The sequence below is a fragment of the Streptomyces fulvoviolaceus genome, assembly GCF_000718165.1.
GTDB lineage: Bacteria > Actinomycetota > Actinomycetes > Streptomycetales > Streptomycetaceae > Streptomyces > Streptomyces fulvoviolaceus.
The window spans coordinates 287,472-308,367 of the sequence record NZ_JOEY01000007.1 but is presented as its reverse complement, the minus strand read 5'-3'; the positions used below and the strand labels follow the sequence as shown (position 1 = coordinate 308,367).

General features: G+C 71.2%; 20 protein-coding genes. 8 read left to right on the top strand and 12 right to left on the bottom strand.

Features of this window, described 5'->3' with window-relative positions; all coding sequences use genetic code 11:
• Nucleotides 1–2: 2 nt before the first annotated feature.
• A complete protein-coding gene (locus IG08_RS0109990) occupies nt 3–461 on the bottom strand; it encodes a MarR family winged helix-turn-helix transcriptional regulator (RefSeq protein ID WP_030599025.1) in 459 nt (152 codons plus the stop codon).
• 88 nt (nt 462–549) lie between these two features.
• Between IG08_RS0109990 and IG08_RS0109985 the strand changes: the two genes are divergently transcribed.
• Nucleotides 550–1,548, top strand: a complete 999-nt coding sequence (locus IG08_RS0109985; protein ID WP_030599022.1) for an NADP-dependent oxidoreductase — start codon at nt 550–552, stop codon at nt 1,546–1,548.
• Between the two features lie 95 nt (nt 1,549–1,643).
• Complete coding sequence (locus IG08_RS0109980) at nt 1,644–2,063, top strand: organic hydroperoxide resistance protein (protein ID WP_030599019.1); 420 nt, start codon at nt 1,644–1,646, stop codon at nt 2,061–2,063.
• A gap of 158 nt (nt 2,064–2,221) precedes the next feature.
• Here IG08_RS0109980 and IG08_RS0109975 read toward each other — a convergent pair whose 3' ends face one another.
• A complete protein-coding gene (locus tag IG08_RS0109975; RefSeq protein ID WP_030599016.1) occupies nt 2,222–3,373 on the bottom strand; it encodes an EstA family serine hydrolase in 1,152 nt (383 codons plus the stop codon).
• 23 nt (nt 3,374–3,396) lie between these two features.
• Nucleotides 3,397–5,931, bottom strand: coding sequence for a M14 family zinc carboxypeptidase (locus tag IG08_RS0109970; RefSeq protein ID WP_030599014.1), 2,535 nt, complete (start codon nt 5,929–5,931; stop codon nt 3,397–3,399).
• Nucleotides 5,932–6,105: 174 nt separating this feature from the next.
• On the opposite strand from IG08_RS0109970, the gene IG08_RS0109965 reads away from it, so the two are divergent.
• From IG08_RS0109965 to IG08_RS0109960, 3 genes are all read left to right on the top strand, one after another.
• Nucleotides 6,106–6,972 (top strand): hypothetical protein, encoded by an 867-nt coding sequence (locus IG08_RS0109965; RefSeq protein WP_030599011.1) that lies wholly within the window; start codon nt 6,106–6,108, stop codon nt 6,970–6,972.
• A gap of 83 nt (nt 6,973–7,055) precedes the next feature.
• Nucleotides 7,056–7,478 (top strand): LacI family DNA-binding transcriptional regulator, encoded by a 423-nt coding sequence (locus IG08_RS60615; RefSeq protein WP_199820836.1) that lies wholly within the window; start codon nt 7,056–7,058, stop codon nt 7,476–7,478.
• A 10-nt stretch (nt 7,479–7,488) separates the two neighbouring features.
• On the top strand, nt 7,489–8,277 hold the full coding sequence (locus IG08_RS0109960) for an EI24 domain-containing protein (RefSeq protein WP_030599009.1): 789 nt from the start codon (nt 7,489–7,491) through the stop codon (nt 8,275–8,277).
• Between the two features lie 204 nt (nt 8,278–8,481).
• On the opposite strand, the gene IG08_RS0109955 is transcribed toward IG08_RS0109960, so the two are convergent.
• Nucleotides 8,482–9,738 carry a pyroglutamyl-peptidase I gene (locus IG08_RS0109955; protein ID WP_030599007.1) on the bottom strand — a complete coding sequence of 419 codons (1,257 nt, stop codon included), beginning with the start codon at nt 9,736–9,738 and terminating at the stop codon, nt 8,482–8,484.
• Between the two features lie 76 nt (nt 9,739–9,814).
• The gene (locus tag IG08_RS0109950; RefSeq protein WP_078655516.1) at nt 9,815–10,810 is read right to left on the bottom strand and encodes a LysR family transcriptional regulator; all 996 of its coding nucleotides are present in this window, start codon (nt 10,808–10,810) and stop codon (nt 9,815–9,817) included.
• Between the two features lie 49 nt (nt 10,811–10,859).
• Here IG08_RS0109950 and IG08_RS0109945 point away from each other — a divergent pair, with 49 nt between their 5' ends.
• Nucleotides 10,860–11,261 (top strand): RidA family protein, encoded by a 402-nt coding sequence (locus tag IG08_RS0109945; protein WP_030599002.1) that lies wholly within the window; start codon nt 10,860–10,862, stop codon nt 11,259–11,261.
• On the opposite strand, the gene IG08_RS0109940 is transcribed toward IG08_RS0109945, so the two are convergent.
• Complete coding sequence (locus IG08_RS0109940; RefSeq protein WP_030598999.1) at nt 11,233–11,814, bottom strand: TetR/AcrR family transcriptional regulator; 582 nt, start codon at nt 11,812–11,814, stop codon at nt 11,233–11,235. The two genes, IG08_RS0109945 and IG08_RS0109940, sit on opposite strands and share 29 nt — an antisense overlap.
• Nucleotides 11,815–11,917: 103 nt before the next feature.
• On the opposite strand from IG08_RS0109940, the gene IG08_RS0109935 reads away from it, so the two are divergent.
• The gene (locus tag IG08_RS0109935; RefSeq protein WP_030598996.1) at nt 11,918–14,353 is read left to right on the top strand and encodes a beta-glucosidase; all 2,436 of its coding nucleotides are present in this window, start codon (nt 11,918–11,920) and stop codon (nt 14,351–14,353) included.
• A 74-nt stretch (nt 14,354–14,427) separates the two neighbouring features.
• Here IG08_RS0109935 and IG08_RS0109930 read toward each other — a convergent pair whose 3' ends face one another.
• Together IG08_RS0109930 and IG08_RS0109925 are read right to left on the bottom strand one after the other, a co-directional pair.
• Nucleotides 14,428–15,396, bottom strand: a complete 969-nt coding sequence (locus IG08_RS0109930; protein ID WP_030598994.1) for an aldose epimerase family protein — start codon at nt 15,394–15,396, stop codon at nt 14,428–14,430.
• Between the two features lie 10 nt (nt 15,397–15,406).
• Complete coding sequence (locus tag IG08_RS0109925) at nt 15,407–16,297, bottom strand: SGNH/GDSL hydrolase family protein (protein WP_030598992.1); 891 nt, start codon at nt 16,295–16,297, stop codon at nt 15,407–15,409.
• 249 nt (nt 16,298–16,546) lie between these two features.
• Here IG08_RS0109925 and IG08_RS0109920 point away from each other — a divergent pair, with 249 nt between their 5' ends.
• Entirely contained in the window at nt 16,547–17,041 is a 495-nt protein-coding gene (locus tag IG08_RS0109920; RefSeq protein WP_030598990.1) for a DUF3145 domain-containing protein, read from the top strand.
• Between the two features lie 162 nt (nt 17,042–17,203).
• Here the strand turns inward: IG08_RS0109920 and IG08_RS0109915 are convergent, their stop codons facing one another.
• The 4 genes from IG08_RS0109915 to IG08_RS0109900 form a co-directional block, all read right to left on the bottom strand.
• Nucleotides 17,204–18,475, bottom strand: a complete 1,272-nt coding sequence (locus tag IG08_RS0109915; RefSeq protein WP_030598987.1) for a beta-ketoacyl-[acyl-carrier-protein] synthase family protein — start codon at nt 18,473–18,475, stop codon at nt 17,204–17,206.
• A gap of 83 nt (nt 18,476–18,558) precedes the next feature.
• The gene (locus IG08_RS0109910; RefSeq protein WP_030598985.1) at nt 18,559–18,807 is read right to left on the bottom strand and encodes an acyl carrier protein; all 249 of its coding nucleotides are present in this window, start codon (nt 18,805–18,807) and stop codon (nt 18,559–18,561) included.
• A gap of 106 nt (nt 18,808–18,913) precedes the next feature.
• Nucleotides 18,914–19,945 carry a ketoacyl-ACP synthase III gene (locus IG08_RS0109905; RefSeq protein ID WP_030598983.1) on the bottom strand — a complete coding sequence of 344 codons (1,032 nt, stop codon included), beginning with the start codon at nt 19,943–19,945 and terminating at the stop codon, nt 18,914–18,916.
• An 18-nt stretch (nt 19,946–19,963) separates the two neighbouring features.
• The gene (locus IG08_RS0109900; RefSeq protein ID WP_030598980.1) at nt 19,964–20,878 is read right to left on the bottom strand and encodes an ACP S-malonyltransferase; all 915 of its coding nucleotides are present in this window, start codon (nt 20,876–20,878) and stop codon (nt 19,964–19,966) included.
• Nucleotides 20,879–20,896: the final 18 nt, after the last annotated feature.

Below are 20,896 nucleotides of genomic sequence, written 5' to 3'. Positions count from 1 at the left end.
GATCACCCGTCGTCGCCCTGCGTGTCCGTGTCCAGCATCCGCCTCAACAGGTCCCGCAGGGACTCCCGTTCGCCGTGGGACAGTCCGGCGAGCGGTTCGCGGGCGAAGCGCAGTTCCTCTCGCAGTCCCCGGGCCACCCGCCGCCCCTCCTCCGTCGCCGCGGCCACCTTCACGCGGCGGTCCGTGGGATCCGGGCGGCGCTCCACGAGTCCCCGTGTCTCCAGGCGGTCCACGATCCCGGTGACGTTCGACGGCTCGCACTTCAGTTTCCGGGCGAGCTTGCGCATGGGCAGCGGTTCCAGGGACAGCAGGCTCAGCAGCCGCGCCTGCGCGCCGGTCAGCGCGTGTCCCGCGGCGGCGTCCTCGAAGTCCTCGTAGAAACGCGCCACGACGTCTCCGATGAGCTCGACGACCTCCATGGTCAGCGCGTCGGGTCGGCGGGTCTTCTCGGGTGTGGCCATGCGGTCCAGGATACCCCGTTACTTGACAACATGAAATATTCAGGCGCATTGTTGTTTCAGGTACTGAAGTAAATCGAAAGGCTCCGTCATGATCAACCGCGAGTGGCACCTCCTCTCCCGCCCCGTCGGCTGGCCCAAGCCCGAGGACTTCGCCCTGGTCGAGGCGGAGATCCGGCAGCCCGGCGAGGGTCAGGTCCTGGTCCGGAACAAGTACCTGTCCGTCGACCCGTACATGCGCGGCCGCATGAGCGCCGCCAAGTCGTACGTCGCCCCCTTCGAGCTCGGCAAGGCCATGCAGGGCGGCGCGGTCGGCGAGGTCGTCGCCTCGAGCGCCGAGGGCATCGCGGCCGGCGACCACGTCCTGCACTTCGGCGGCTGGCGCGAGTACGCCACGTTCGACGCCGCGCAGGCCGTCAAGGTCGACCCGGAGGCCGCGCCCCTCTCCACCTACCTCGGCGTCCTCGGCATGACCGGCCTCACCGCCTATGCCGGCCTCCTGCGCACCGCCGCCTTCAAGGAGGGCGACTCGGTCTTCGTCTCCGGCGCCGCTGGTGCCGTCGGCAGCCAGGTCGGCCAGATCGCCAAGCTCAAGGGCGCCTCCCGGGTCATCGGCTCGGCCGGCTCCGACGAGAAGGTCAAGATCCTCGTCGAGGAGTACGGCTTCGACGCGGCCTTCAACTACAAGAACGGTTCGGTCAGCGAGCAGCTGCGCGCCGCCGCTCCCGACGGCGTGGACGTCTACTTCGACAACGTCGGCGGCGACCACCTCGAGGCGGCCATCGGCTCCCTCAACCTGCACGGCCGTATCGCCATCTGCGGCATGATCTCCGTCTACAACAACACCGAGGCCGCCCCCGGTCCGAAGAATCTCGCCCGCCTCATCGCGACCCGCGGCCGCATCGAGGGCCTCCTGGTCGGCGACCACTACGACCTCCAGTCGCAGTTCGTCCAGGAGGTCGGCCCCTGGGTCGCCTCTGGCGCGCTGAAGTACCGCGAGACGGTCGTCGAGGGCATCGAGAACAACCTGGAGGCCTTCCTCGGCGTCCTGCGCGGCGACAACACCGGGAAGATGATCGTCAAGCTCTGACTCTGTCCTGGATTTCCGTCATGCGGTAACTTCTTTCCGAATTCCGTCGTCGATCGTGGGCGCGAGTCGCGGCGGACCGAGGAGGAAGACACCGCATGTCCATCCAGCAGTCCGACGTCCTGTACACCGCCGTCGCCACCGCCGAGAACGGTCGCGACGGCCGGGTCGCCACCGACGACGGCAAGCTCGACCTCGTCGTCAGCCCGCCCAAGGAGATGGGCGGCAGCGGCACCGGCACCAACCCGGAGCAGCTGTTCGCCGCCGGCTACAGCGCCTGCTTCCAGGGTGCCCTCGGCGTCGTCGCCCGCCAGGAGAAGGCCGATCTCTCCGGCTCGACCGTCACCGCGAAGGTCGGCATCGGCAAGAACAGCGACGGCTTCGGGCTCGTCGTCGAGATCTCGGCACACATCCCGGCCATCGACGCCGAGACCGCCAGGGCCCTGATTGAGAAGGCCCACCAGGTCTGCCCGTACTCGAAGGCGACGAGCGGCAACATCACCGTGACGCTTGTCTGAGCGCACTCGTTGCGCTTGACGGAGGCCGCACCCCTGGACGTGGGGTGCGGCTTCCTTTTTGGCTCTTTCGCCTGCGGGGCGCGGCTCTTTCGCGGCCGGTGGCCTGGGGACAGTGGACGTTGGTGGGCACTCGCCGGAGTCTCCGCGTCGCCGTCGGTTCAGCCGGCCAGTGCTGCCGTGTGCACCGCCTTCACCAGCCGTTGGTTCTCAGGGGCCGCCCCTCCCGGGAAAGCCATCCGCCTGCGTGTGTAGCCGTACGCCAGCCCGCTGCGCGGATCCGCGAAGGCCTGCGAACCGCCCGCGCCGCTGTGGCCGAACGTCCCGGCGCCCAGGAAGGGGTGCCAGGTGTCCGCGGTGGCCTGGAAGCCGAGGCCGTACGACTTGTGTGTCCGGGCCACCAGGTCGTACCCGATCGAATGGATCTGGCCGACCTCGGCGACGGTGTCCGGCTTCAGCAGTGGCGGACGCCCGTCCACCTCGCTGATCGCCGCCGCGTACATCCCGGCGAGCCCGCGCGCGGCGGCCACACCGCCCGCCGACGCGGGGCCCTTCGCCCGTACGGCACGGGAGTTGGCGTAGCTCTCCAGCGTCCCGGGCTCCGGCACATGGGTGTTGAACGCGATCGAGGCCAGCGTGTGCGGCCCCCTCGGCAGTGAGTCCAGCAGGGCCTGTTGCTCGTCCGTCGGGGTCATCGGCCGCACCGAGCGGTAACGGGGTTCCAGCGCCGCGGGCAGTCCCAGGAAGAAGTCCAGCCCGTACGGGGCGCGGATCCGCTCCTCGTACACCTCCTGGAGCGTACGGCCCGTCGCCCGCCGTACGACCTCACCGGCCAGCGCGCCGATCACGAGGGCGTGGTAGCCGAAGGCCGTGCCCGGTCGCCAGAACGGCTTCTGGTCCGCGAGCCGTTCGGCGATCGCACGGTCGTCGGCCAGCTCGTCGTCGGTGAAGCCCCCGTCGAGTCCGATCACACCGGCCCGGTGCGCGAGCAGGTCCCGCAGGGTCAGCTGGCCCTTGCCCTCGGCCCCGAACTCCGGCCAGTAGTACGTCACTTTGCGGTCCGGTTCGAGCGTGCCGTCCTGGACGAGGAGCGCGACCACGAGGTGTGCGGCGCCCTTGGTGGACGAGAACACGCCGTGCAGGGAGGTGGCGTCGGAGCCGTCCCTCACCCACAGGTCGACGACTCTGCGGCCGTGCACATACGCGCACAACTGCCCTTCGTAGTCCGGCCGTTCGCCCGTCACGAACGCGGCGAACTCCTCCCGCACCGCCTCGAAGCCGTCCGCGACGGTGCCGTGGATCTCCTGCGTCATCCGCTCTCCTCACCTGAACCGCTTCACGTGCCGACCACTGTGAACAACGCCCGTCCGACCTGGGCGAATTCCCCCTTCGGGTGGTCCCGGAAGAGGGGCTCCGTGCCGAACAGAACGGTCTGCGGGCCACTGACGACCGAGGCCTGTCCGGCCGCCGCGGCGGGCCCGCCCGAGCCGTCCGCGAGCGCCCGCCAGTGCCCGGACACGAGCGGGTTGCCGGTCGCGTACGACTGCTCCACGCGGACCTCCGGTCCGAGGTCGGTGAACCAGACGGGCGCGTACACGAAACCGTGGTCCGGGGCACCGGCGGTGACCGGTCCCGAATTCACCACGCGCACCACGCCGTTGGCGTCCCCGTTGCCCTCGACGGGCTTGGCCGCCAGGAGTCCGGCCGCCGTGCTGAGGTCCGCCCCGACGACACCGCGCCCGACGAGACCGTGTCCGGCATCGAGGAACGCCTCCAGCGCCCCGCGAGCGGCCGCGGTCAGGCCGCCGTACTCCAGCCCCGCCGACACGAACAGCACGTCCACCGTCGACCAGTCGAAGGAGCCCGTGTTCAGGACGGCCGTCGAGACCGGCGTGACCTCGAAGTTCATCTCGCGAAGCGCGAACAGCTCACCCGGCGTCACGGCGGCTGCCACCCGGAGGCGGTGCAGTGCGCTCGTGCCGGTCAGCCTCGTCGCGTCGAAGACGACGTCGTAGGACTGTGCCGCGGCCGCTGCTCTGGCGCGCGCCGACGCCGGCACGATCGCACTCCCGTCGGCAGCCCGTCGTACCGAAACGCCGTGCTGGAGGAGGGAGTTGAGCGCCGCGATCTCCTGCGGGTCGTCGAGCCGCAGCCGCAGGTCGCCGCGCGGGGCGACGTAACCGACACGCGCGGCCTTCCGGACGGTCCGCAGTGCGACGCCCGTCAGGTTCCCGGAGGTCACCGGCTCGACGGTGGCGCCCCACAGCCGGCCCAGGCTCCAGCCCGAGATGTCGTACATCACCGAGACCTTGTCGCTGATGTCCGTGCCGTCGGCGAGCAGCACGTTCGCCAGCCCCCGCTTCGGCTGGTGCATGTCGACGACGTACGAGCCCTTCGCGTACGACCGTCCGCCGAGCCGGAAGTCGCGGGCCGCGCGGGCCACCCGGACGTCGTTGGCGACGAGGTGGTCGACGAGCCGGGCGGCGGCGGTGCTGCCGGACGGGATGACGTACGCGCGGGGGAAGTCGGTGGTGTACACGTCCTCCGGACCGATGCCCGGAACCCCGGGGACCGTCTCCTCGGACACCGGCACCTGAGCCGCGCCTGCCGCCCCGCGCCGGAAGACCTCGATCTGGTCGGCGACGAGCGAAGTCCGCTTCTCCTGCACGAAGTTGAGCGTGGCGCGGATGGCCGCACCGGCGACGTCGACGTTGATCGCGGACCGGCGGCGCAGCTCTTCGACGGGCAGGCTGTCGTAGGCGTCGTTGTTCACCTGCAACGGGATCTCCACCGTGTGCGCGGCGACCGTGCCGTGGAAGGCGGCGTACTGCGGGGTGAAGATCGGCGGCCAGTCGTCCCAGCCCTCCTCCTGGTCCCGGAAGGGGATCTGCACGGGCTCGACGCCGTCCTGCGCGGGCGTGTAGCCGAGGCCGTTGACGGCGGCCTCCATGCCGAGGGCGTTGGCGTAGGTGTTCTTCAGGAAGAGGTCGTACTCGTAGTTCTCGCCGTGCGGGGGAGTGGTGGGCTCGATGAGCGTGCCGTTGACGTAGCCGTGCAGGTCGAGCATGACGGCCGGCTGCTTGTCGATCTCGATCTGCCGCATCGCGCGCACCTCGGGCTGCGAGGCGGTGACGAAGTCCCGGTTCAGGTCGAAGCCGTTGGCGTTCGCGCGGGTCCCGGCGATCCGGCCGTCGGGGTTCGCGGTGATGTTGAAGTACAGGCGGCTGTGGGAGAGGAGATCGCGCGTCTTGTGGTCCTTCGCGGTCGCGAGCTGCTCGACGAGCTTCAGGGAGGCGTCGGTGCCCTCCCACTCGTTGCCGTGGATGTTGTTGTTGAGGAACACGGGCGCCTTGTAACTCGCCTTGATCTCCCGCGACTTGGCGGCCGTGGCGGGCGCGTTCTCGATGAGCTCGCGCATCCGCTCCTGGGCCCGGGCCTGACCCGCGGTCTCCGGGGCGGTGACGGTGACGAGGTAGAGCCGGTGCCCACCGGCCGACTGCCCGGCGACCTCGACGCTCACCCGGTCGCCGAGCCGCTGCAGGGCGTTCAGCTTCGGGGCGATGCCGTGGTACGGGGTGAGGCCGAGCTTGATGGACTTGTCGGCCGGGTTCTCCGGGTCGGGGGTGAGGACCTGCTCGCGCGGGTAGCCGCGCACGGCCCCCGTGGTGCTCTGTGCGGCGGTGAGGGCTCGCTGAGCGGCGCTCTCCGGGGCCCGGGCGGCGCGCTGGGCCTCGACGCCGGCGCCCTCCCTGGTGACGGGCTGGGGATCCGCGCTCGCCGTGTGGGGGGTCAGCAGGAGCGCACCCGCCGTGGTGACGGCGAGTGCGGTGAACAGGACGGGTCTCGCAGGAACGGTTCTCGTGGTGCGCACGCGTACCTCCTGTGGGGCTTCCTGTGGATCGGTACGGCGAGGTGTACCCGTTCGACTCAACCGCAACAAGAGGGAGTTGGTGTCGCGGATGCCCCGGATGGCGCATCTCGTGGGGGCCGGACGGGGCATGCTGAGGACACCGGCGTGCGAGGCGTTGTCAGCCAAGGAGGGCCCATGTCCACGATCCCTTCGCTCCCCAGCAGGGACGACGTGCTGCGCATGGCACGGAACACCACCGACATCACCGGCCAACTCCTGGACACGGCCGGGAACATCACCAGGATCGCGATCAACACCTTCGACCCGCGCGACGGTTCGGGCACCGAGGTGCTGCGCGTCCTGCGCGAGACCACCGCGGAACTGGCCGAGGCGAGCGCGTCCCCGCAGGCCCAGGAGGCGTTCTACCGGATCGTCGACACCCTCACCCGGCTCGGCACGACCGGGGCACCGCTCGCCGTCCACCCGGTCAGCGAACCGGCACAGGCCCTGCTCGCGGCGCTGGGCGACAGCCTCCTGCCCGTCCTGGACGCGGTGGAGCCCGCGGTCGAGGAGTTCGCGACGGCGCTGGGTGACTTCGTCGAGGCGACGTCACCGCTGCTGCCCGCGGCGGCGGGCGTCTTCGCCGGCCTGCTCCTCGCCCTCACGCCCCTGATCCGGGCGGCCACCGACGTCCTGCGCGACTCGACCCCCGAACTCCGCCGCATCGCCGACGCCCTGACGGCCGCGCTGGCCCCCCTGATGCCTCTCCAGGTGGCCCTCGCGGAACGCGCGGCCGCCGCCGGCGCCAACGTCGTACGAGGAACGCTCCCGCCCCTCGCCGACCTCACGGAGGCGGCTGCGGCGACGGCGAAGGCGGCGCGGCCGGTGCTGATCGCAGGGGAGGAACTCCTGGTCTCGGGCCTCGAGCAGCTCCAGCCGTTGTTCCTGGCCACCGCCTCCCGTACGGGCCGCGTGGCCAGGGCGGCGGCGGTGCGGGTGTCGGCGGCGGTGTCGCCGACGGCGGAACCGGGGGTCGTGGTGGCGGTGACTCCCCTGGGATGAGGCGGCCTGAGCCGGCAGCCGGACCGCCGTGATACGGACCGCGATGATGGCGGGATCCCAGCGGGCGGCGCGCGGCGAAGCGGGTGACGCCGAGCGACGTGGCCGCGGCGAGCGGGGTGTCGCGGGCCACCGTGAGCTTCGTCCTGAACGACGACCCGAACCAGACGATCTCCGCGGCCACCCGCGACCGCGTACGCCGGGCCGCGGCCTGCCGCCGCTCACCCTCTTGGTGGTGCCGCGGCCGGCACGGAGGCGCTGGGGGCGTTCCTGCCCGCACACCCGGAGGTGACGGCGGTGGCCGCGTACGCCGACGACATCGCCCGGCGCACCATGACGGCCCCTTCGGGACCTCGGCCGCGCGGTCCCCGACGACCTCGCCGTCATCGGCTTCGACGACACCGAGTACGGCGCCCTCGTCACCCCCGCCCGGGTGGCCCTCGGCCTGGACCCGGTGGCGCGGACCCCGGCGCCGGGGTCGGTCATCGTGCGTGAGCCGACGTCAGTAAAGTTCACCCCATGCGCGATCTCGGGGCGGGCTTCAACTACCTTCTGCAGGGCCAACGCTGGGTGGCCCGGCACGGCAAGCAGTACGGCTTCGGGCTGATCCCGGGTCTGATCACCCTGGTCCTCTACGCGGCGGCGCTCGTCGCCCTCGCGCTGTGGGGCGTGGACTTCGTGGCCTGGGCGACGCCGTTCGCCGACGACTGGTCGAGCCCGTGGCTGGGCCTCTTCCGAGGCTTCCTCACCGTGGTGTTGTTCGCCCTCGCCCTCCTCCTGTCGGTCCTCACCTTCACGGCCGTGACCCTCCTCCTCGGCCAGCCCTTCTACGAGAACCTCTCCGAGAAGGTCGACCGGGACGTCTCCCCGGACGGCACGGCTCCCGAGTCCGGCCTCCCGCTCTGGCGCGAGCTGCTGATCTCGGCGAGGGACAGCCTCCGCGTCCTTGCCCGCGCGGGTCTCTGGGGCGTCCTTCTCTTCGCTCTGGGCTTCATCCCGGTCCTCGGCCAGACAGCCGTCCCGGTGATCGGCTTCTTCGTCACCGGCTTCTTCCTCACCGAGGAGCTCACCGGCGTCGCCCTCCAGCGCCGCGGCGTCGAACTCCACGACCGCCTGGCGCTCCTCCGCTCCCGCAAGACCCTGATCTGGGGCTTCGGCACCCCACTGGCCGTGGCCTTCCTGATCCCGTTCGTCGCGGTGTTCCTGATGCCGGGGGCGGTGGCGGGGGCGACACTGATGGCCCGGGACCTGCTGGGCGAGGAGAACACCGAGGAGCCGGCGGAGGCCGCGGACGTGTCCGGGGAGTAACTGGGTTCGTTCGCCCCCGCCGCCCCTACCCGTCCCGTCCCCAGGGGGCTCTGCCCCCTGGACCCCCGCTCCTCAAACGCCGGAGGGGCTGGATTTCGTCCGGCGTTTGAGGACGAGGCCCCTTCAGGGCCGACAGCGGGGGTCTGGGGGCGGCAGCCCCCAGGGACGGGACGGGTAGGGGCGGCGGGGGCGAAAAAAGAACCCCTACGCCCCGGCCGCCCCCTCAACCGCCACCCGCAGAATCCCCGTCACCTGAGCGATGATGTCCAGCCGATTCCGCACGAACTCCGGATCCGTCACCACCCCCGTCGCCGGATCCGTGTTCCCCGCCCCGAACTGCAGCACCGGCGTGTGCACATGCCCACCCGGCAGCACGTCATGCAGCCCCAACCGGTCCCGCAACAACGTGGCCCGATAGGCGATCTCGTTGGAGAGATAGTTCCCACCGCCCCCCGAACGGGCGGTGGACCCCGGCGTAGGCCCGTCCGCCCGCACCACAGGCTCCGTCCCACCCGCCGGAATCTCGGTCACGCTCGTGTTGTCGTACACAGGGAACCGCCCGGTGCCGGCCGCCACAATCTCCTTGTACGGCAGGGTCGTCGAAGTCCACTGCGGCTGCGAGCCCGGATCGCTCACCGGCACGGTCTCCGTCAGCCCGATGTTCTGGTTGTCCGGATACCCGCCCCGCCACGCCCCGTTGGTCCGCTCCACGTCGAACCGCCCGACCCGCCCCTGGCTCACGGTGGTGAAGAGGTCGACCTTCTTCAGATACGGCCGCAGCGTCCGCTCCACCGTCCCCTCCGTGAAGTCCTGCCAGCGCACGGGGAAGACGACGGTCTCGACCCGCGCGGGCCCGTCCGCCGTCTCGATCACCGTGCCGTCGAGAGCGAGCGCGGTGGCCCCGGACGGATTGGAGATCCGGATGTCCCGGTCCAGCGTGAAGGGGTCGAACCCGGTGACGAGCACCCGCTTGAGTCCCTTGCCGGCGGCCGGATAGCGGATGGCGGTCTGCCCGCGCGAGGTCCGCTCCAACGCATCGAGCAGCGAGGCCCGTTGCCCCTCGGTCAGCCCGAACTCCGGTTCCCAGGTCCGTACTTCCCGCGTCATCCCCAGCCGCGCCCAGTACAGCGGCCGGTCGTCGTCCCGGCTCAGGTCCCCACCGGCCGGCCCCCGCCCCTGCGCCCGGTCGACCGCCCGCCGCCACAGCGCCGACCCCTGCCGTACGACGACGCGGCGGGCCTCCGCGTAGGAGCGCACCGAGCCGAGCGCCCGTACGAACCCGGGTGGCACGGCGTCGAACCCGGACCGCCGGAGGATCTCCTGCGGCACGGTCTTGTCGAGCCGCTGCTCCTCGACCGTGGGCGAGGGCGCGGCTTCGGCCGCCGCCGGGGTCGCGGGAGCCGCCAGTCCGGCGAGCAGGGTCAGTCCGAGGATGCCGATCCGAACACGTATGGAGGACAAGGGAGTTCAGAACCTTCCGTCGCAGCAATACGGCGCATGGAGCCTGACGGCCGCAGTATCGCGTGACGGAAGTGGTCTACGCCATGGTGCGTGACGTGGGGGGTGACGGATGTGGCGGTGTGTGCGGCGATGCGTGCGGGATCCGCCCCACCGCCTCCCGCAGCGCCCCGACGAACGCCTCCACCGCCGGCGCCGATGACCGCCCCCGCACCGTCGCCGCGTACACCGCCCGGGCCGGCGCGCCCTCGTCGAGCACCGGAAGCAGCACCACGTCCGGCCGGACGGACTCCGCGGCGAGTGCCGGCACCAGGGTCACGCCGAGGCCCGCGGCGACGTACCCCTGCTTGGCGGTCCACTCGCCGACGACATGCGCGACGCGCGGCCGGAAGCCCTGGCGCAGGGCCACCTCCAGGAGCGTGCCCTCGGGGCGCGGACTGCCGGAGATCCAGTCGGCGTCGGCGAGTCGACCGAGCCGGACCGGACCGCCGCCCGCCAGGACATGGCCGCCCGGGACGGCGACGTACAGCGACTCGTCGAGGAGGTGGTGGAGTTCGTACGCCTCCAGCCGCGCACCGCCCGTCGTCGAGACGACCGCGAGGTCGAGGTGACCGGCGGTGAGCCGGTCCAGGAGCCCGGGAGTGAAGCCCTCCTCGCGGGTCACCTCGACCCCGGGATGACGGGCTCGGAAGGCCGCGAGGGCGTGCGGCACCAGCGCCGCGTCGGCCGTCGCGAACGCCCCGAACCGCAGCCGCCCACCGGCCACTTCACGCAGCGCGGCCAGCTCACGCCCGGCCCCCTGCAAGGCCTCGGCGACGCCCTCCGCGTACGGCACCAGGACCCGGCCGGCCTCGGTGAGCCGTACGCCTCGGGGCAGCCGGTCGAACAACGGGCCGCCGCCCAGGGCGCCTTCGAGCGAGGAGATCTGCCGCGACACCGCCGACTGCGTCCAGCCGAGAGTGCGGGCGGCGACGGTGAACGAGCCCTGGCGGGCGACTTCCAGGAAGGCCCGCAGCCACACGGTGGAAAGGTCCGGGACCTCGACTGACGGATGCGAGTTCGGCATGGCAGCCATGCTAGACATTCGCTTGTCGCATCCCGGGCCCCGTCCTAGCGTCGACGGCATGCAGATCACCCTCGACAACCCCGCCACCGCCCCCCAGCCCCTGAACCCCTACTACTCCCAGGTCGCCCGCGTCGAACACGCCGACGGCAGCGCCCTGTTGTTCGTCTCCGGCCAGATCGCGGAGGGCGCCACGCTCGCCGAGCAGAGCCGCGGTGTCTTCGAGACGATCGCCGCCCTGCTGAAGGCCCACGGCGGCACACTCGCCGACGTCATCAACATCCGCACGTACCTGACCGACATCGACAAGCTGCACGAATACGGCGCCGTACGAAGGGAGTTCCTCACCGGAGCCCCGCCCACCAGCATGACCTTCGAGGTGCCGAAGCTGTTCCGGCCGGAGGCGCAGATCGAGGTGGAGGTGGTGGCCGCGGTCAGCCGGGGTTCTCGCCCAGCAGCGTGAGGAAGTCCCGGAACGCCCCCGGCATGTCCACCGCGTCCGGGTCCAGCAGCCACTGGTACTGCAGACCGTCCATCACCGCGACGAGCAGCGGGGCCGTGCGCTCCGGCGTGAGTCCGTTCGGCAGCCGGTCGCCGTACTCGGCGCGCAGTACCTCCGCCATGCCCGCCCGCACCTGCGCGTACCGCTCGGTGAAGTAGCCGCGCGTCGGATGCTCCTCCGTCACGCTCTCACCGAGCAGCGCCGAGAAGGTCTGGATGATGCCGGGCCGCATCGCGTTGTACTCGACGAGCGAGGCCAGCAGATCCAGCCGCAACGGCCGGGTCGGCACGGCGTCCCAGCGGTCCCGCTCCTCCAGCACGGCGACCAGCAGCGCGTCCTTCGTCGGGAAGTAGTGCAGCAGCCCCTGCTGGGTCAGCCCCACCCGCTCGGCCACCGCCGCGAGGCTCGCGCCCCGGTAACCGCGCTCGGCGATCACCTCCAGCGCGGCCGTGACGATCGCGGCCCGCCGCTCCTCACTCCTGACTCTCGCGCTCATGTCGTCACCGTACGACACCGGCTTCCGTTGAATATAACGTCAAGATAACGAAACCTGCCGCTCTACAGGTAATCGATGCAGGATGGAGGAACCGCACGGACTTCAACGAGGAGGCACCGCCATGGCGGGAACCCCGACATCCCCGGACACCGAGGCAGCCGTGGAGGCGGCTCTGGGCAAGCTCGATCTGGAGGCCAAGACCCGTCTCCTGGCCGGCCAGGACACGTGGTCCCTGCCCGCCCTGCCGGAGATCGGCCTGGAGTCCCTTGTGATGTCGGACGGCCCGATCGGCGTCCGGGGCGTGCGCTGGAGCGCCGACGACCCGTCCATCGCCCTCCCGTCCCCGACCGCGCTCGCCGCCACCTGGGACCCGGAGCTCGCCCGCCGCGCCGGCACCCTCCTCGCCCAGGAGGCCCGCCGCAAGGGCGTCCACGTCCTGCTCGCCCCCACCGTCAACCTGCACCGCTCCCCGCTCGGCGGCCGCCACTTCGAGGCCTACAGCGAGGATCCGTACCTGACCGGCCTGATCGGCGCGGGCTATGTGAACGGCGTCCAGTCCGGCGGCGTCGGCACCACCGTCAAGCACTTCGTCGCCAACGACGCCGAGACCGACCGCTTCACCGTGAACAACCTGGTCTCCGAACGCGCGCTGCGCGAGCTGTACTTGGCCCCCTTCGAGCTCATCGTCGAGAACGCCCACCCGTGGGGCATCATGACCGCCTACAACACGGTCAACGGCACGACGATGACCGAACACCACCACCTGGTGAACGAGGTCCTGCGCGCCGAATGGGGATTCGACGGCTACAACGTCTCCGACTGGATGGCCGCCCGGTCGACGAAGGGCGCCATCGAGGGCGGCCTCGACGTCGCCATGCCCGGCCCGAAGACCGTCTACGGCGAGGCGCTCGCCCGGGCCGTACGGGACGGCGAGGTCGACGAGGCCACCGTCGACGGCGCCGTACGCAATGTTCTCCGGCTCGCCGCCCGCGTCGGCATCCTGGCGGGCGCCGAACCCGTCGTCACCGAGCCGCCGGAGACCGTCGACGGCATCGAACTGGCCCGCGAGATCGCGCGCCGCTCCTTCGTTCTCGTACGGAACGAGAACCAGGCGCTTCCGCTGAAGCAGGGCACGGTCGCCCTCATCGGCGCCGCCGCCCGCGACGCCCGCGTCCTCGGCGGCGGCTCCGCCACCGTCTTCCCGTCCCGGATCGTCTCCCCGCTCGACGGCCTCACCGCCGCCCTTCCCGAGGGCGCCCTGAGCTACGCCGTCGGCGCCGACCCGAACACCGAACTCGCCGTCGCCGACAAGGGGTTCGAGCTGAGGGCGATCTGCCGTGACGCCGACGGGCAGGTCATCGGCACGGCCTCGGCGCCCAACGGCCAGATCCAGTGGATGGGCACCGACCTCCCCGAGGGCGTCACCCACGACCGTCTGCACACCGTCGAACTGACCGGCACCTTCACCCCGCGAGAGAGCGGCCCGCACACCTTCGGCATCAAGGGCCTGGGCGCCTTCGGCCTGACGATCGCCGGCACGACGTACTTCGACGACGTCCAGCGCACCGACAAGGACGACCCCTTCGAGGCGTTCTTCGGCGCACCCGTGCCGTGTGCCGAGGCCGAACTGACCGCGGGCGAGCTGGTCGACGTCTCGCTGACCTACGTCGTCGTCCTCCCCGAGGACGTCCCGATGAAGGTCATCTCCTTCGCCCTCGCCCACCAGGAACCGCAGCGCGACCCCGACGAGCTGATCGCCGAGGCGGCCCGGGCCGCCCGCGCCGCCGACACGGCCGTCGTCGTGGTCGCCACCACCGACCGCGTCGAGTCCGAGGGCTTCGACCGGGGGGACCTCCGGCTGCCCGGCCGCCAGGACGAACTGGTCCGCGCGGTCGCCGCCGCCAACCCGAACACCGTCGTGGTCGTCAACTCCGGCTCCCCGGTGGAGCTGCCGTGGCGCGAGGACGTCGCCGCGGTCCTGCTCAGCTGGTTCCCCGGCCAGGAGGGCGGCGCGGCCCTCGCGGACGTGCTGACCGGCGCCCACGAGCCCGGCGGGCGGCTGCCGAGCACCTGGGGCTCCCTGACCGACGCCCCCGTCACCCGGGTCCTCCCCGAGGACGGTGAACTCCCTTACGACGAGGGCGTCTTCATCGGCTACGCCGCCTGGGAGAAGGAGGGCCGCACCCCGGCGTACCCCTTCGGCCACGGGCTCGGCTACACCGACTGGACGTACGAGTCGGTCGAGGTCCAGGGCAGCACCGTCCGGGTCCGCCTGCGCAACTCCGGCACCCGCGCCGGCCGCGAGGTCGTGCAGGTCTATCTGGCGCCCGCCGAAGCCGAAGCCGGGGCCGAGCGCCCCGCTCGCCGGCTCGCGGGTTTCGCGGGGGTGGCGGCCGCCCCCGGCGAGAGCGTCGAGGCCACGGTGGAGCTGCCGCGTCGCGCCTTCGAGATCTGGGACGAGAAGACCGCGTCCTGGTCATTTGTGAAGGGTTCGTACGAGATCCAGGTGGGACGGTCGATTGACGACCGTCGCGTCACCACGACGATTAACGTCTGATCCCAGGGGGCACAGCCCTCACACAAGCCAGCCCCGGCCCGGGACCTGACCCCTGGGCCGGGGCTCGTGTGTGTCTACCGACTCGTGAACCCGTAGACGGTCTCCGAGCGGTAGGTCTCTCCCGGCCGCAGCACCGTGCTCGGGAACTCCGGCCGGTTCGGGGAGTCGGGGAAGTGCTGGGTCTCCAGCGCGATGCCGTCGCCGGGCGCGAAGGGCTCGCTCAGGTGGTCCGCGGTGTACAGCTGCAGGCCCGGCTCGGTGGTCGCCACCGTCAGCACCCGCCCGGAGGCGGGGTCGTGCAGCTCGGCGACCTCGACGGGCGCCGGCGTGACCCCCTTGTCGAGCACGAAGTTGTGGTCGTACCCGGCGCCGACCTTCCTGTCCTCCCGGAAGTCGAAGCGCGTGTCGGCGACGTCCTCCACTCCCGTCGGAATCAGATCCGCGTCGACCGGCGTGAACCGCGAGGCGGCGATGCGCAGTTCGTGCCCGCCCGCGTTCCCGGACCCGCCCAGGTTGAAGTAGCTGTGGTTGGTCAGGTTCACCACGGTCGGCGCGTCGGTGACCGCCTCGTACGCGATCCGTAGCGCGCCGGACTCGTCCAGCGTGTAGGTCGCCGAGACCTCCAGACGCCCCGGGAAGCCCTCCTCGCCGTGCGGGCTGACCCGGCTCAGGCGCACCCCGTGCTCGACCGGCTCGACGTCCCACACCCGCTTGTCGAAGCCGCGCTCGCCGCCGTGCAGGGAGTTCGGCGCGTTGTTGAGCGCCAGCGCGTACGTCAGCCCGTCCAGCGGGAAGCGGCCGCCCGCGATCCGGTTCGCGTACCGGCCGACCAGAGCGCCGAGGTACGGGCCCGGGTTCTCGAGATAACCGTCCAGGTCCGCGAAGCCCAGCACCACGTTCGCCACGCGCCCGTCCCGGTCCGGGACCTCGGCCGACTGCACGATCCCGCCGTACGACAGGATCCGCACACGGACGCCCGCGCGCTCCAAGGTCCAGCGGTGGACCGGCGTGCCGTCGGAAAGTGTGGCAAAGAGTTCGTTCATGTGCGGAACTTTAGGACACGGACGTGACCTTGCGGTATGCGAGCTCGGCCAGCCGTGCCTGTCCGTTCACACTCGGATGGAACCAGTCCCAGTGGCTGAGCTGGGCGGTGCCGAACCGGTAGTCGTACACCGCGCCCCCGTCGTAGCGGCACCGCTCGTCCTTGGCGCACACCTCCTTCAGCACGGCGTTGTAGGCCTCCACCCGCTCCTGCACGGTGTCCCGCCGCGCGGTCGCCGCCGCGTCCAGGGCATCCGCGTCGGCCAGCATCGACGGGCAGAGGCCCAGCTTCCACACCTGCTTGCCCACCGGGTTGGTGCGCCCCTGCGACCACAGCCGCTTGAGGTTCGGCACGCTCGCCACGTACACCTGTGTCTTCGGCGCCTTCTTCCGCAGCACGCTCAGCGCGTCCTCGAAGCCAGCCCGGAAGTCGGCCGCCGACGTCATCGCCGCGGTGGAGTCCCTGCAGGCGTCGTTGGCGCCCGCCATCACCGTCACCAGCCCGGGCGCGCGCGCCGCCGCCTGTGCCATCTGCGTGGACAGGTCCGCCATCCGCGACCCGGAGACCGCGTAGTTCCAGCTCCGCGAGGCGGCCTTCGCCTTCCCCAGCAGTCGTACGGCGAGACTGTCGACCTCGGTGCTGGCGCCGGTCGCCCATGACACCTCCGGGCAGTCCGTCAGCACCGAGCACGCGTCGAAGCCGCGGGTGATGGAGTCGCCCACCGCGGCGACCGAACCCGGGCTGCTGTCCCAGGCCGGGGTCGGCTTCGGGGAGGGCTTGGCCTTCCGGGTGTCCGTGGGCGCCGGTGAGTCGCCACCGACGGCGTCACAGCCGGCGACGCCCAGGACGGCCGCCGTGAGGAGGGCGACGACGGCCCGTGAGCGGTGGCCCTGCTTCCGCATCCGTGGTGATCCCCTCGTGAAATGGTCGTCCCCTATAACAACGCGCGGGAGTTCCCGGCCGCCGCGAGGGAACGATCTGCACCCCTACTAGCGTCCTGCCGGGTGAATGGCGGGTGTTTCACGGCATCGGGACCGACGGTACGTCACACTCCTTGCGCCGTCGCACGGTAGCCTCGCCATCAACGCGGCTGCCTGCCATCGCCGCCATGCCAGCCTGCAAGACTTGTCCCGCTCTGCCCGGAGGTCCCGGTGACGACACGTGGAGTTCTGTACGTGCACTCCGCGCCGCGCGCGCTGTGCCCGCACGTCGAGTGGGCCGTCGCCGGGGTGCTCGGCACGCGCGTCAACCTCGACTGGATCCGGCAGCCCGCCGCGCCGGGCACCTGGCGCGCGGAGTTCTCCTGGCAGGCCGAGGTCGGCACGGCCTCCAAACTCGCCTCCGCCCTGCGCGGCTGGCACCTCCTCCGCTTCGAGGTCACCGCCGAGCCCTGCCCCACCGCCGAGGGCGAGCGCTACAGCTGCACCCCCGAGCTCGGCATCTTCCACGCGGTCACCGGCATCCACGGCGACATCCTGATCCCGGAGGACCGCCTGCGGGCGGCCCTGACCCGTTCCCAGCGCGGAGAGACGGACCTGGAGGCGGAGATCGCCAAGCTCCTGGGCAAGCCGTGGGACGACGAGTTGGAGCCGTTCAGATACGCGGGCGAGGGCGCGCCGGTGCGCTGGTTGCACCAGGTCGTCTGAAATATCGCCCTCAGGGGCATCGCCGCCAGGGGCGCGGGGCTGTATCAATCTGCGGCTCCGCCGCGTGGGCGCGACCAGCCCCCACCGGCCGGTAGACGAAAAACGACGTGTGGCCCGCCCCCAGAACCCGGGGTGCGGGCCACACGCCGTGAACGGCAGAAATCAGACCGTACGGAACGCCAAGACCACGTTGTGCCCACCGAACCCGAACGAGTCGTTCAGCGCGGCAATCCGCCCCTCAACAGGAAGCTTGCGAGCCTCACCGCGCACGATGTCCGCGTTGGCCTCCGCCTCCGGGTCGAGGTTCTCGACGTTGATGGTCGGCGGAGCGACCCGGTTGTACAGCGCGAGGACCGTCGCGACGGACTCGACACCGCCCGCGCCACCGAGCAGGTGCCCCGTCATCGACTTGGTCGCGGAGACCGCCATGTGGTCCGTGTCGTCGCCGAACACCTTGCGCAGCGCCTTCAGTTCGGCCACGTCACCGGCCGGCGTGGAGGTCGCGTGCGCGTTGACGTGCACGATCTCGGCCGGGTCCAGGTCGGTGCTGTCGAGCAGGTTCTGCAGGGCGTGGGCGATGCCACGCCCCGCCGGCTCCGGCTGCACGATGTCGTGGCCGTCGGCGGAGATGCCCTGCCCGACCGCCTCGGCGTACACGCGGGCACCGCGCGCGGCGGCGTGCTCGGCGGACTCCAGGACGATCACGCCGGCACCCTCGCCGAGGACGAAGCCGTCCCGGCCGGTGTCGTAGGGACGTGAGGCGCCCTGCGGGTCGTCGTTGTTCTTGGACATCGCCATCATGTTGCCGAACGCGGCGATGGGCAGCGGGTGGATCGCCGCCTCCGTGCCACCGGCGATGACGACATCGGCGCGGCCGGTGCGGATCATCTCGATGGCGTAGCCGATGGCCTCGGCACCCGAGGCACAGGCCGAGACCGGCGTGTGCACACCGGCGCGGGCGCCCACGAGCAGCCCCACGTTGGCGGACGGGCCGTTCGGCATCAGCATGGGGACGGTGTGCGGGGAGACGCGGCGGACGCCCTTCTCCTTGAGCACGTCGTACTGGTCGAGCAGGGTCGTCACACCGCCGATGCCGGAGGCGATGACCGCACCGAGCCGGTCCGGGTCGACAGTTGCGTCCTCACCGGCCTTGTCGGTGTAGCCCGCGTCCGCCCAGGCCTCCTTGGCCGCGATCAGCGCGAACTGCGCCGAGCGGTCCAGGCGGCGGGCCTGCGGCCGTGGAATGACCTCGGTCGGCTCCACGGCGATCTGCGCTGCGATACGGACCGCCTGGTCGGCGGCCCACTCCTGCTCCAGGGGCTTCACACCGGACTTGCCGGCGATCAGGCCCTCCCAGGTAGAGGCTGCGTCGCCACCCAGCGGTGTGGTTGCGCCGATACCGGTGACGACCACGGTGCGATTGGTCGAGCTCACGGGAATTCTTTCTCCAACGGATCCGAGGATTAAGCGGCGCCACCGCCGGGTGGCGGGGCCATGCATCCGGCCTAAGAAGTGGCTCAGGCCTGGTGCTTGAGGATGTAGGTGGTCGCGTCGCCGACCGTCTTGAGGTTCTTGACGTCGTCGTCCGGGATCTTGACGTCGAAGCGCTCTTCGGCGGCGACGACGACCTCGACCATGGACAGCGAGTCGACGTCCAGGTCGTCGGTGAAGGACTTGTCCAGCTGGACGTCCTCAACCGGGATGCCGGCGATCTCGTTCACGATGTCGGCGAGACCGGCGACGATCTCTTCCTGAGTGGCGGCCATTTCGGGCGCTCCTTCGTTGTGATCCAGAGGGTTTGGCAGTGCCCGCCGCGGCAGCGGCAGGTAAGTACAGCCGCACCGGATCCGATGATGATCCGGCACGGAGTGCCTAGGGGAGGGTAACGACAGTGGCGGCGTAGACGAGACCCGCCCCGAAGCCGATGACGAGCGCGGTGTCGCCACTCTTCGCCTCGCCGGTCGCCAGAAGCCGCTCCATGGCGAGCGGAATCGACGCGGCCGAGGTGTTGCCGGTGGTGCGCACGTCGCGGGCGACCGTGACGTGCTCCGGCAGCTTGAGCGTCTTCACCATCGAGTCGATGATCCGCTCGTTGGCCTGGTGGGGAATGAAGACGTCCAGGTCGTCCGAGGTGATCCCGGCCGCGTCCAGCGCCTGCTGGGCGACCTTCGCCATCTCGAACACGGCCCAGCGGAACACCGCCTGGCCCTCCTGCGTGATCGCAGGGAACTTGACGTTGCCCTTGCTGTCGAGCGGGAGCTTGGAGACATCGCCGACGTGGAACTCGTTCCACGGCACCGTCTGCTTGATCGTCTCGGACTTGTCGCCCTCGGAACCCCACACGGTCGGGCCGATGTGCGGCTCCTCGGAGGGGCCCACGACGACCGCGCCCGCGCCGTCACCGAACAGGAAGGCCGTCGCGCGGTCCTCCAGGTCGGTCAGGTCGGACAGCCGCTCCACGCCGATGACGAGGACGTACTCCGCGCTGCCCTCGACGACCATGCCCTTGGCGAGGGTCAGGCCGTAGCCGAAGCCCGCGCAGCCGGCCGAGATGTCGAAGGCGGCGGCCTTGTTCGTGCCCAGCTTGTCGGCGATCTCGGTCGCGACGGCCGGGGTCTGCTTGAAGTGCGAGACGGTCGAGACGATCACGCCGCCGATCTGCTCGGCGGAGATCCCGGCGTCGGCGATCGCCTTCCCCGACGCCTCGATCGACATCGCGGCGACGGTCTCCTCGGGGGAGGCCCAGTGCCGGGTCTCGATGCCGGAGCGTGAGCGGATCCACTCGTCGGACGAGTCGATCGTCTCGAGGATCACCTCGTTCGGCACAACCCGGGTCGGGCGGTAGCCGCCGACACCGAGGATGCGCGCGTACGGGGCGCCCTTGCTGGGCTTGATCTTCGACATTGCTCTCTGGGCTCCTTTTCAGGCGCTGTGCTCGGCGATGAGCTCGCGAGCAGCGTCGAGGTCGTCGGGGGTCTTGAGCGCCAGGGTCTTGACGCCCGGCAGCGCGCGCTTGGCGAGGCCGACCAGCGTGCCGCCGGGGGAGACCTCGATGATCGCGGTGGCGCCGAGCTCCTTGAACGTCTCCATGCACAGGTCCCAGCGGACCGGGTTGGCGACCTGGCCGACCAGGCGCTCGAGCACCTCGGCACCGGTGGCCACGACCTTGCCGTCCTTGTTCGAGACGTAGGCGACCGTCGGGTCCGCCGGCGTCAGGTCCGCGGCAGCCTTCGCCAGCGCGTCGACCGCGGGGGCCATGTGGCGCGTGTGGAAGGCGCCGGCCACCTTCAGCGGGATGACCTTGCGGACGCCCTCGGGCTTGTCCTCGTTCAGCACGGCGAGCTGCTCCAGCGTGCCCGCGGCCACGATCTGACCGGCGCCGTTGACGTTCGCCGGGGTCAGCCCGAGCTTCTCCAGGTGCGCGACGCTCACCTCGGGGTCGCCGCCGAGCAGCGCGGACATGCCGGTCTCGGTGATCGCGGCGGCCTCGGCCATGGCCAGACCCCGCTTGCGTACGAGGGTCAGCGCCGCGGTGTCGTCCAGTACGCCCGTGAAGGCGGCGGCGGTGATCTCGCCGACGCTGTGGCCGGCGACGGCGCCCGGCGCAACGTCACCGAGTGCCGCGGCGGACAGGATCCCGGCCGCGACAAGGAGCGGCTGGGCGACAGCCGTGTCCCGGATCGCGTCCGCGTCGGCCTGGGTGCCGTAGTGGGCGAGGTCCAGGCCGATGGCGTCCGACCACGCGGCGACGCGGGCGGCGGCACCGGGGAGTTCGAGCCAGGGAGTCAGGAAGCCGGGCGTCTGGGCGCCCTGGCCGGGAGCGACGAGTACGAGCACTCTCACACTCTCTCTTGT

What these genes read in the sequence shown, in the direction of transcription:
- IG08_RS0109950 (WP_078655516.1), bottom strand. Translation starts at nt 10,810, where the DNA reads ATGGCTGCCATGCCGAACTCGCATCCGTCAGTCGAGGTCCCGGACCTT.
- IG08_RS0109905 (WP_030598983.1), bottom strand. Translation starts at nt 19,945, where the DNA reads ATGTCGAAGATCAAGCCCAGCAAGGGCGCCCCGTACGCGCGCATCCTC.
- IG08_RS0109910 (WP_030598985.1), bottom strand. Translation starts at nt 18,807, where the DNA reads ATGGCCGCCACTCAGGAAGAGATCGTCGCCGGTCTCGCCGACATCGTG.
- IG08_RS0109935 (WP_030598996.1), top strand. Translation starts at nt 11,918, where the DNA reads ATGGCGGGAACCCCGACATCCCCGGACACCGAGGCAGCCGTGGAGGCG.
- IG08_RS0109925 (WP_030598992.1), bottom strand. Translation starts at nt 16,297, where the DNA reads ATGCGGAAGCAGGGCCACCGCTCACGGGCCGTCGTCGCCCTCCTCACG.
- IG08_RS0109985 (WP_030599022.1), top strand. Translation starts at nt 550, where the DNA reads ATGATCAACCGCGAGTGGCACCTCCTCTCCCGCCCCGTCGGCTGGCCC.
- IG08_RS0109930 (WP_030598994.1), bottom strand. Translation starts at nt 15,396, where the DNA reads ATGAACGAACTCTTTGCCACACTTTCCGACGGCACGCCGGTCCACCGC.
- IG08_RS0109945 (WP_030599002.1), top strand. Translation starts at nt 10,860, where the DNA reads ATGCAGATCACCCTCGACAACCCCGCCACCGCCCCCCAGCCCCTGAAC.
- IG08_RS0109980 (WP_030599019.1), top strand. Translation starts at nt 1,644, where the DNA reads ATGTCCATCCAGCAGTCCGACGTCCTGTACACCGCCGTCGCCACCGCC.
- IG08_RS0109960 (WP_030599009.1), top strand. Translation starts at nt 7,489, where the DNA reads ATGCGCGATCTCGGGGCGGGCTTCAACTACCTTCTGCAGGGCCAACGC.
- IG08_RS0109990 (WP_030599025.1), bottom strand. Translation starts at nt 461, where the DNA reads ATGGCCACACCCGAGAAGACCCGCCGACCCGACGCGCTGACCATGGAG.
- IG08_RS0109965 (WP_030599011.1), top strand. Translation starts at nt 6,106, where the DNA reads ATGTCCACGATCCCTTCGCTCCCCAGCAGGGACGACGTGCTGCGCATG.
- IG08_RS0109975 (WP_030599016.1), bottom strand. Translation starts at nt 3,373, where the DNA reads ATGACGCAGGAGATCCACGGCACCGTCGCGGACGGCTTCGAGGCGGTG.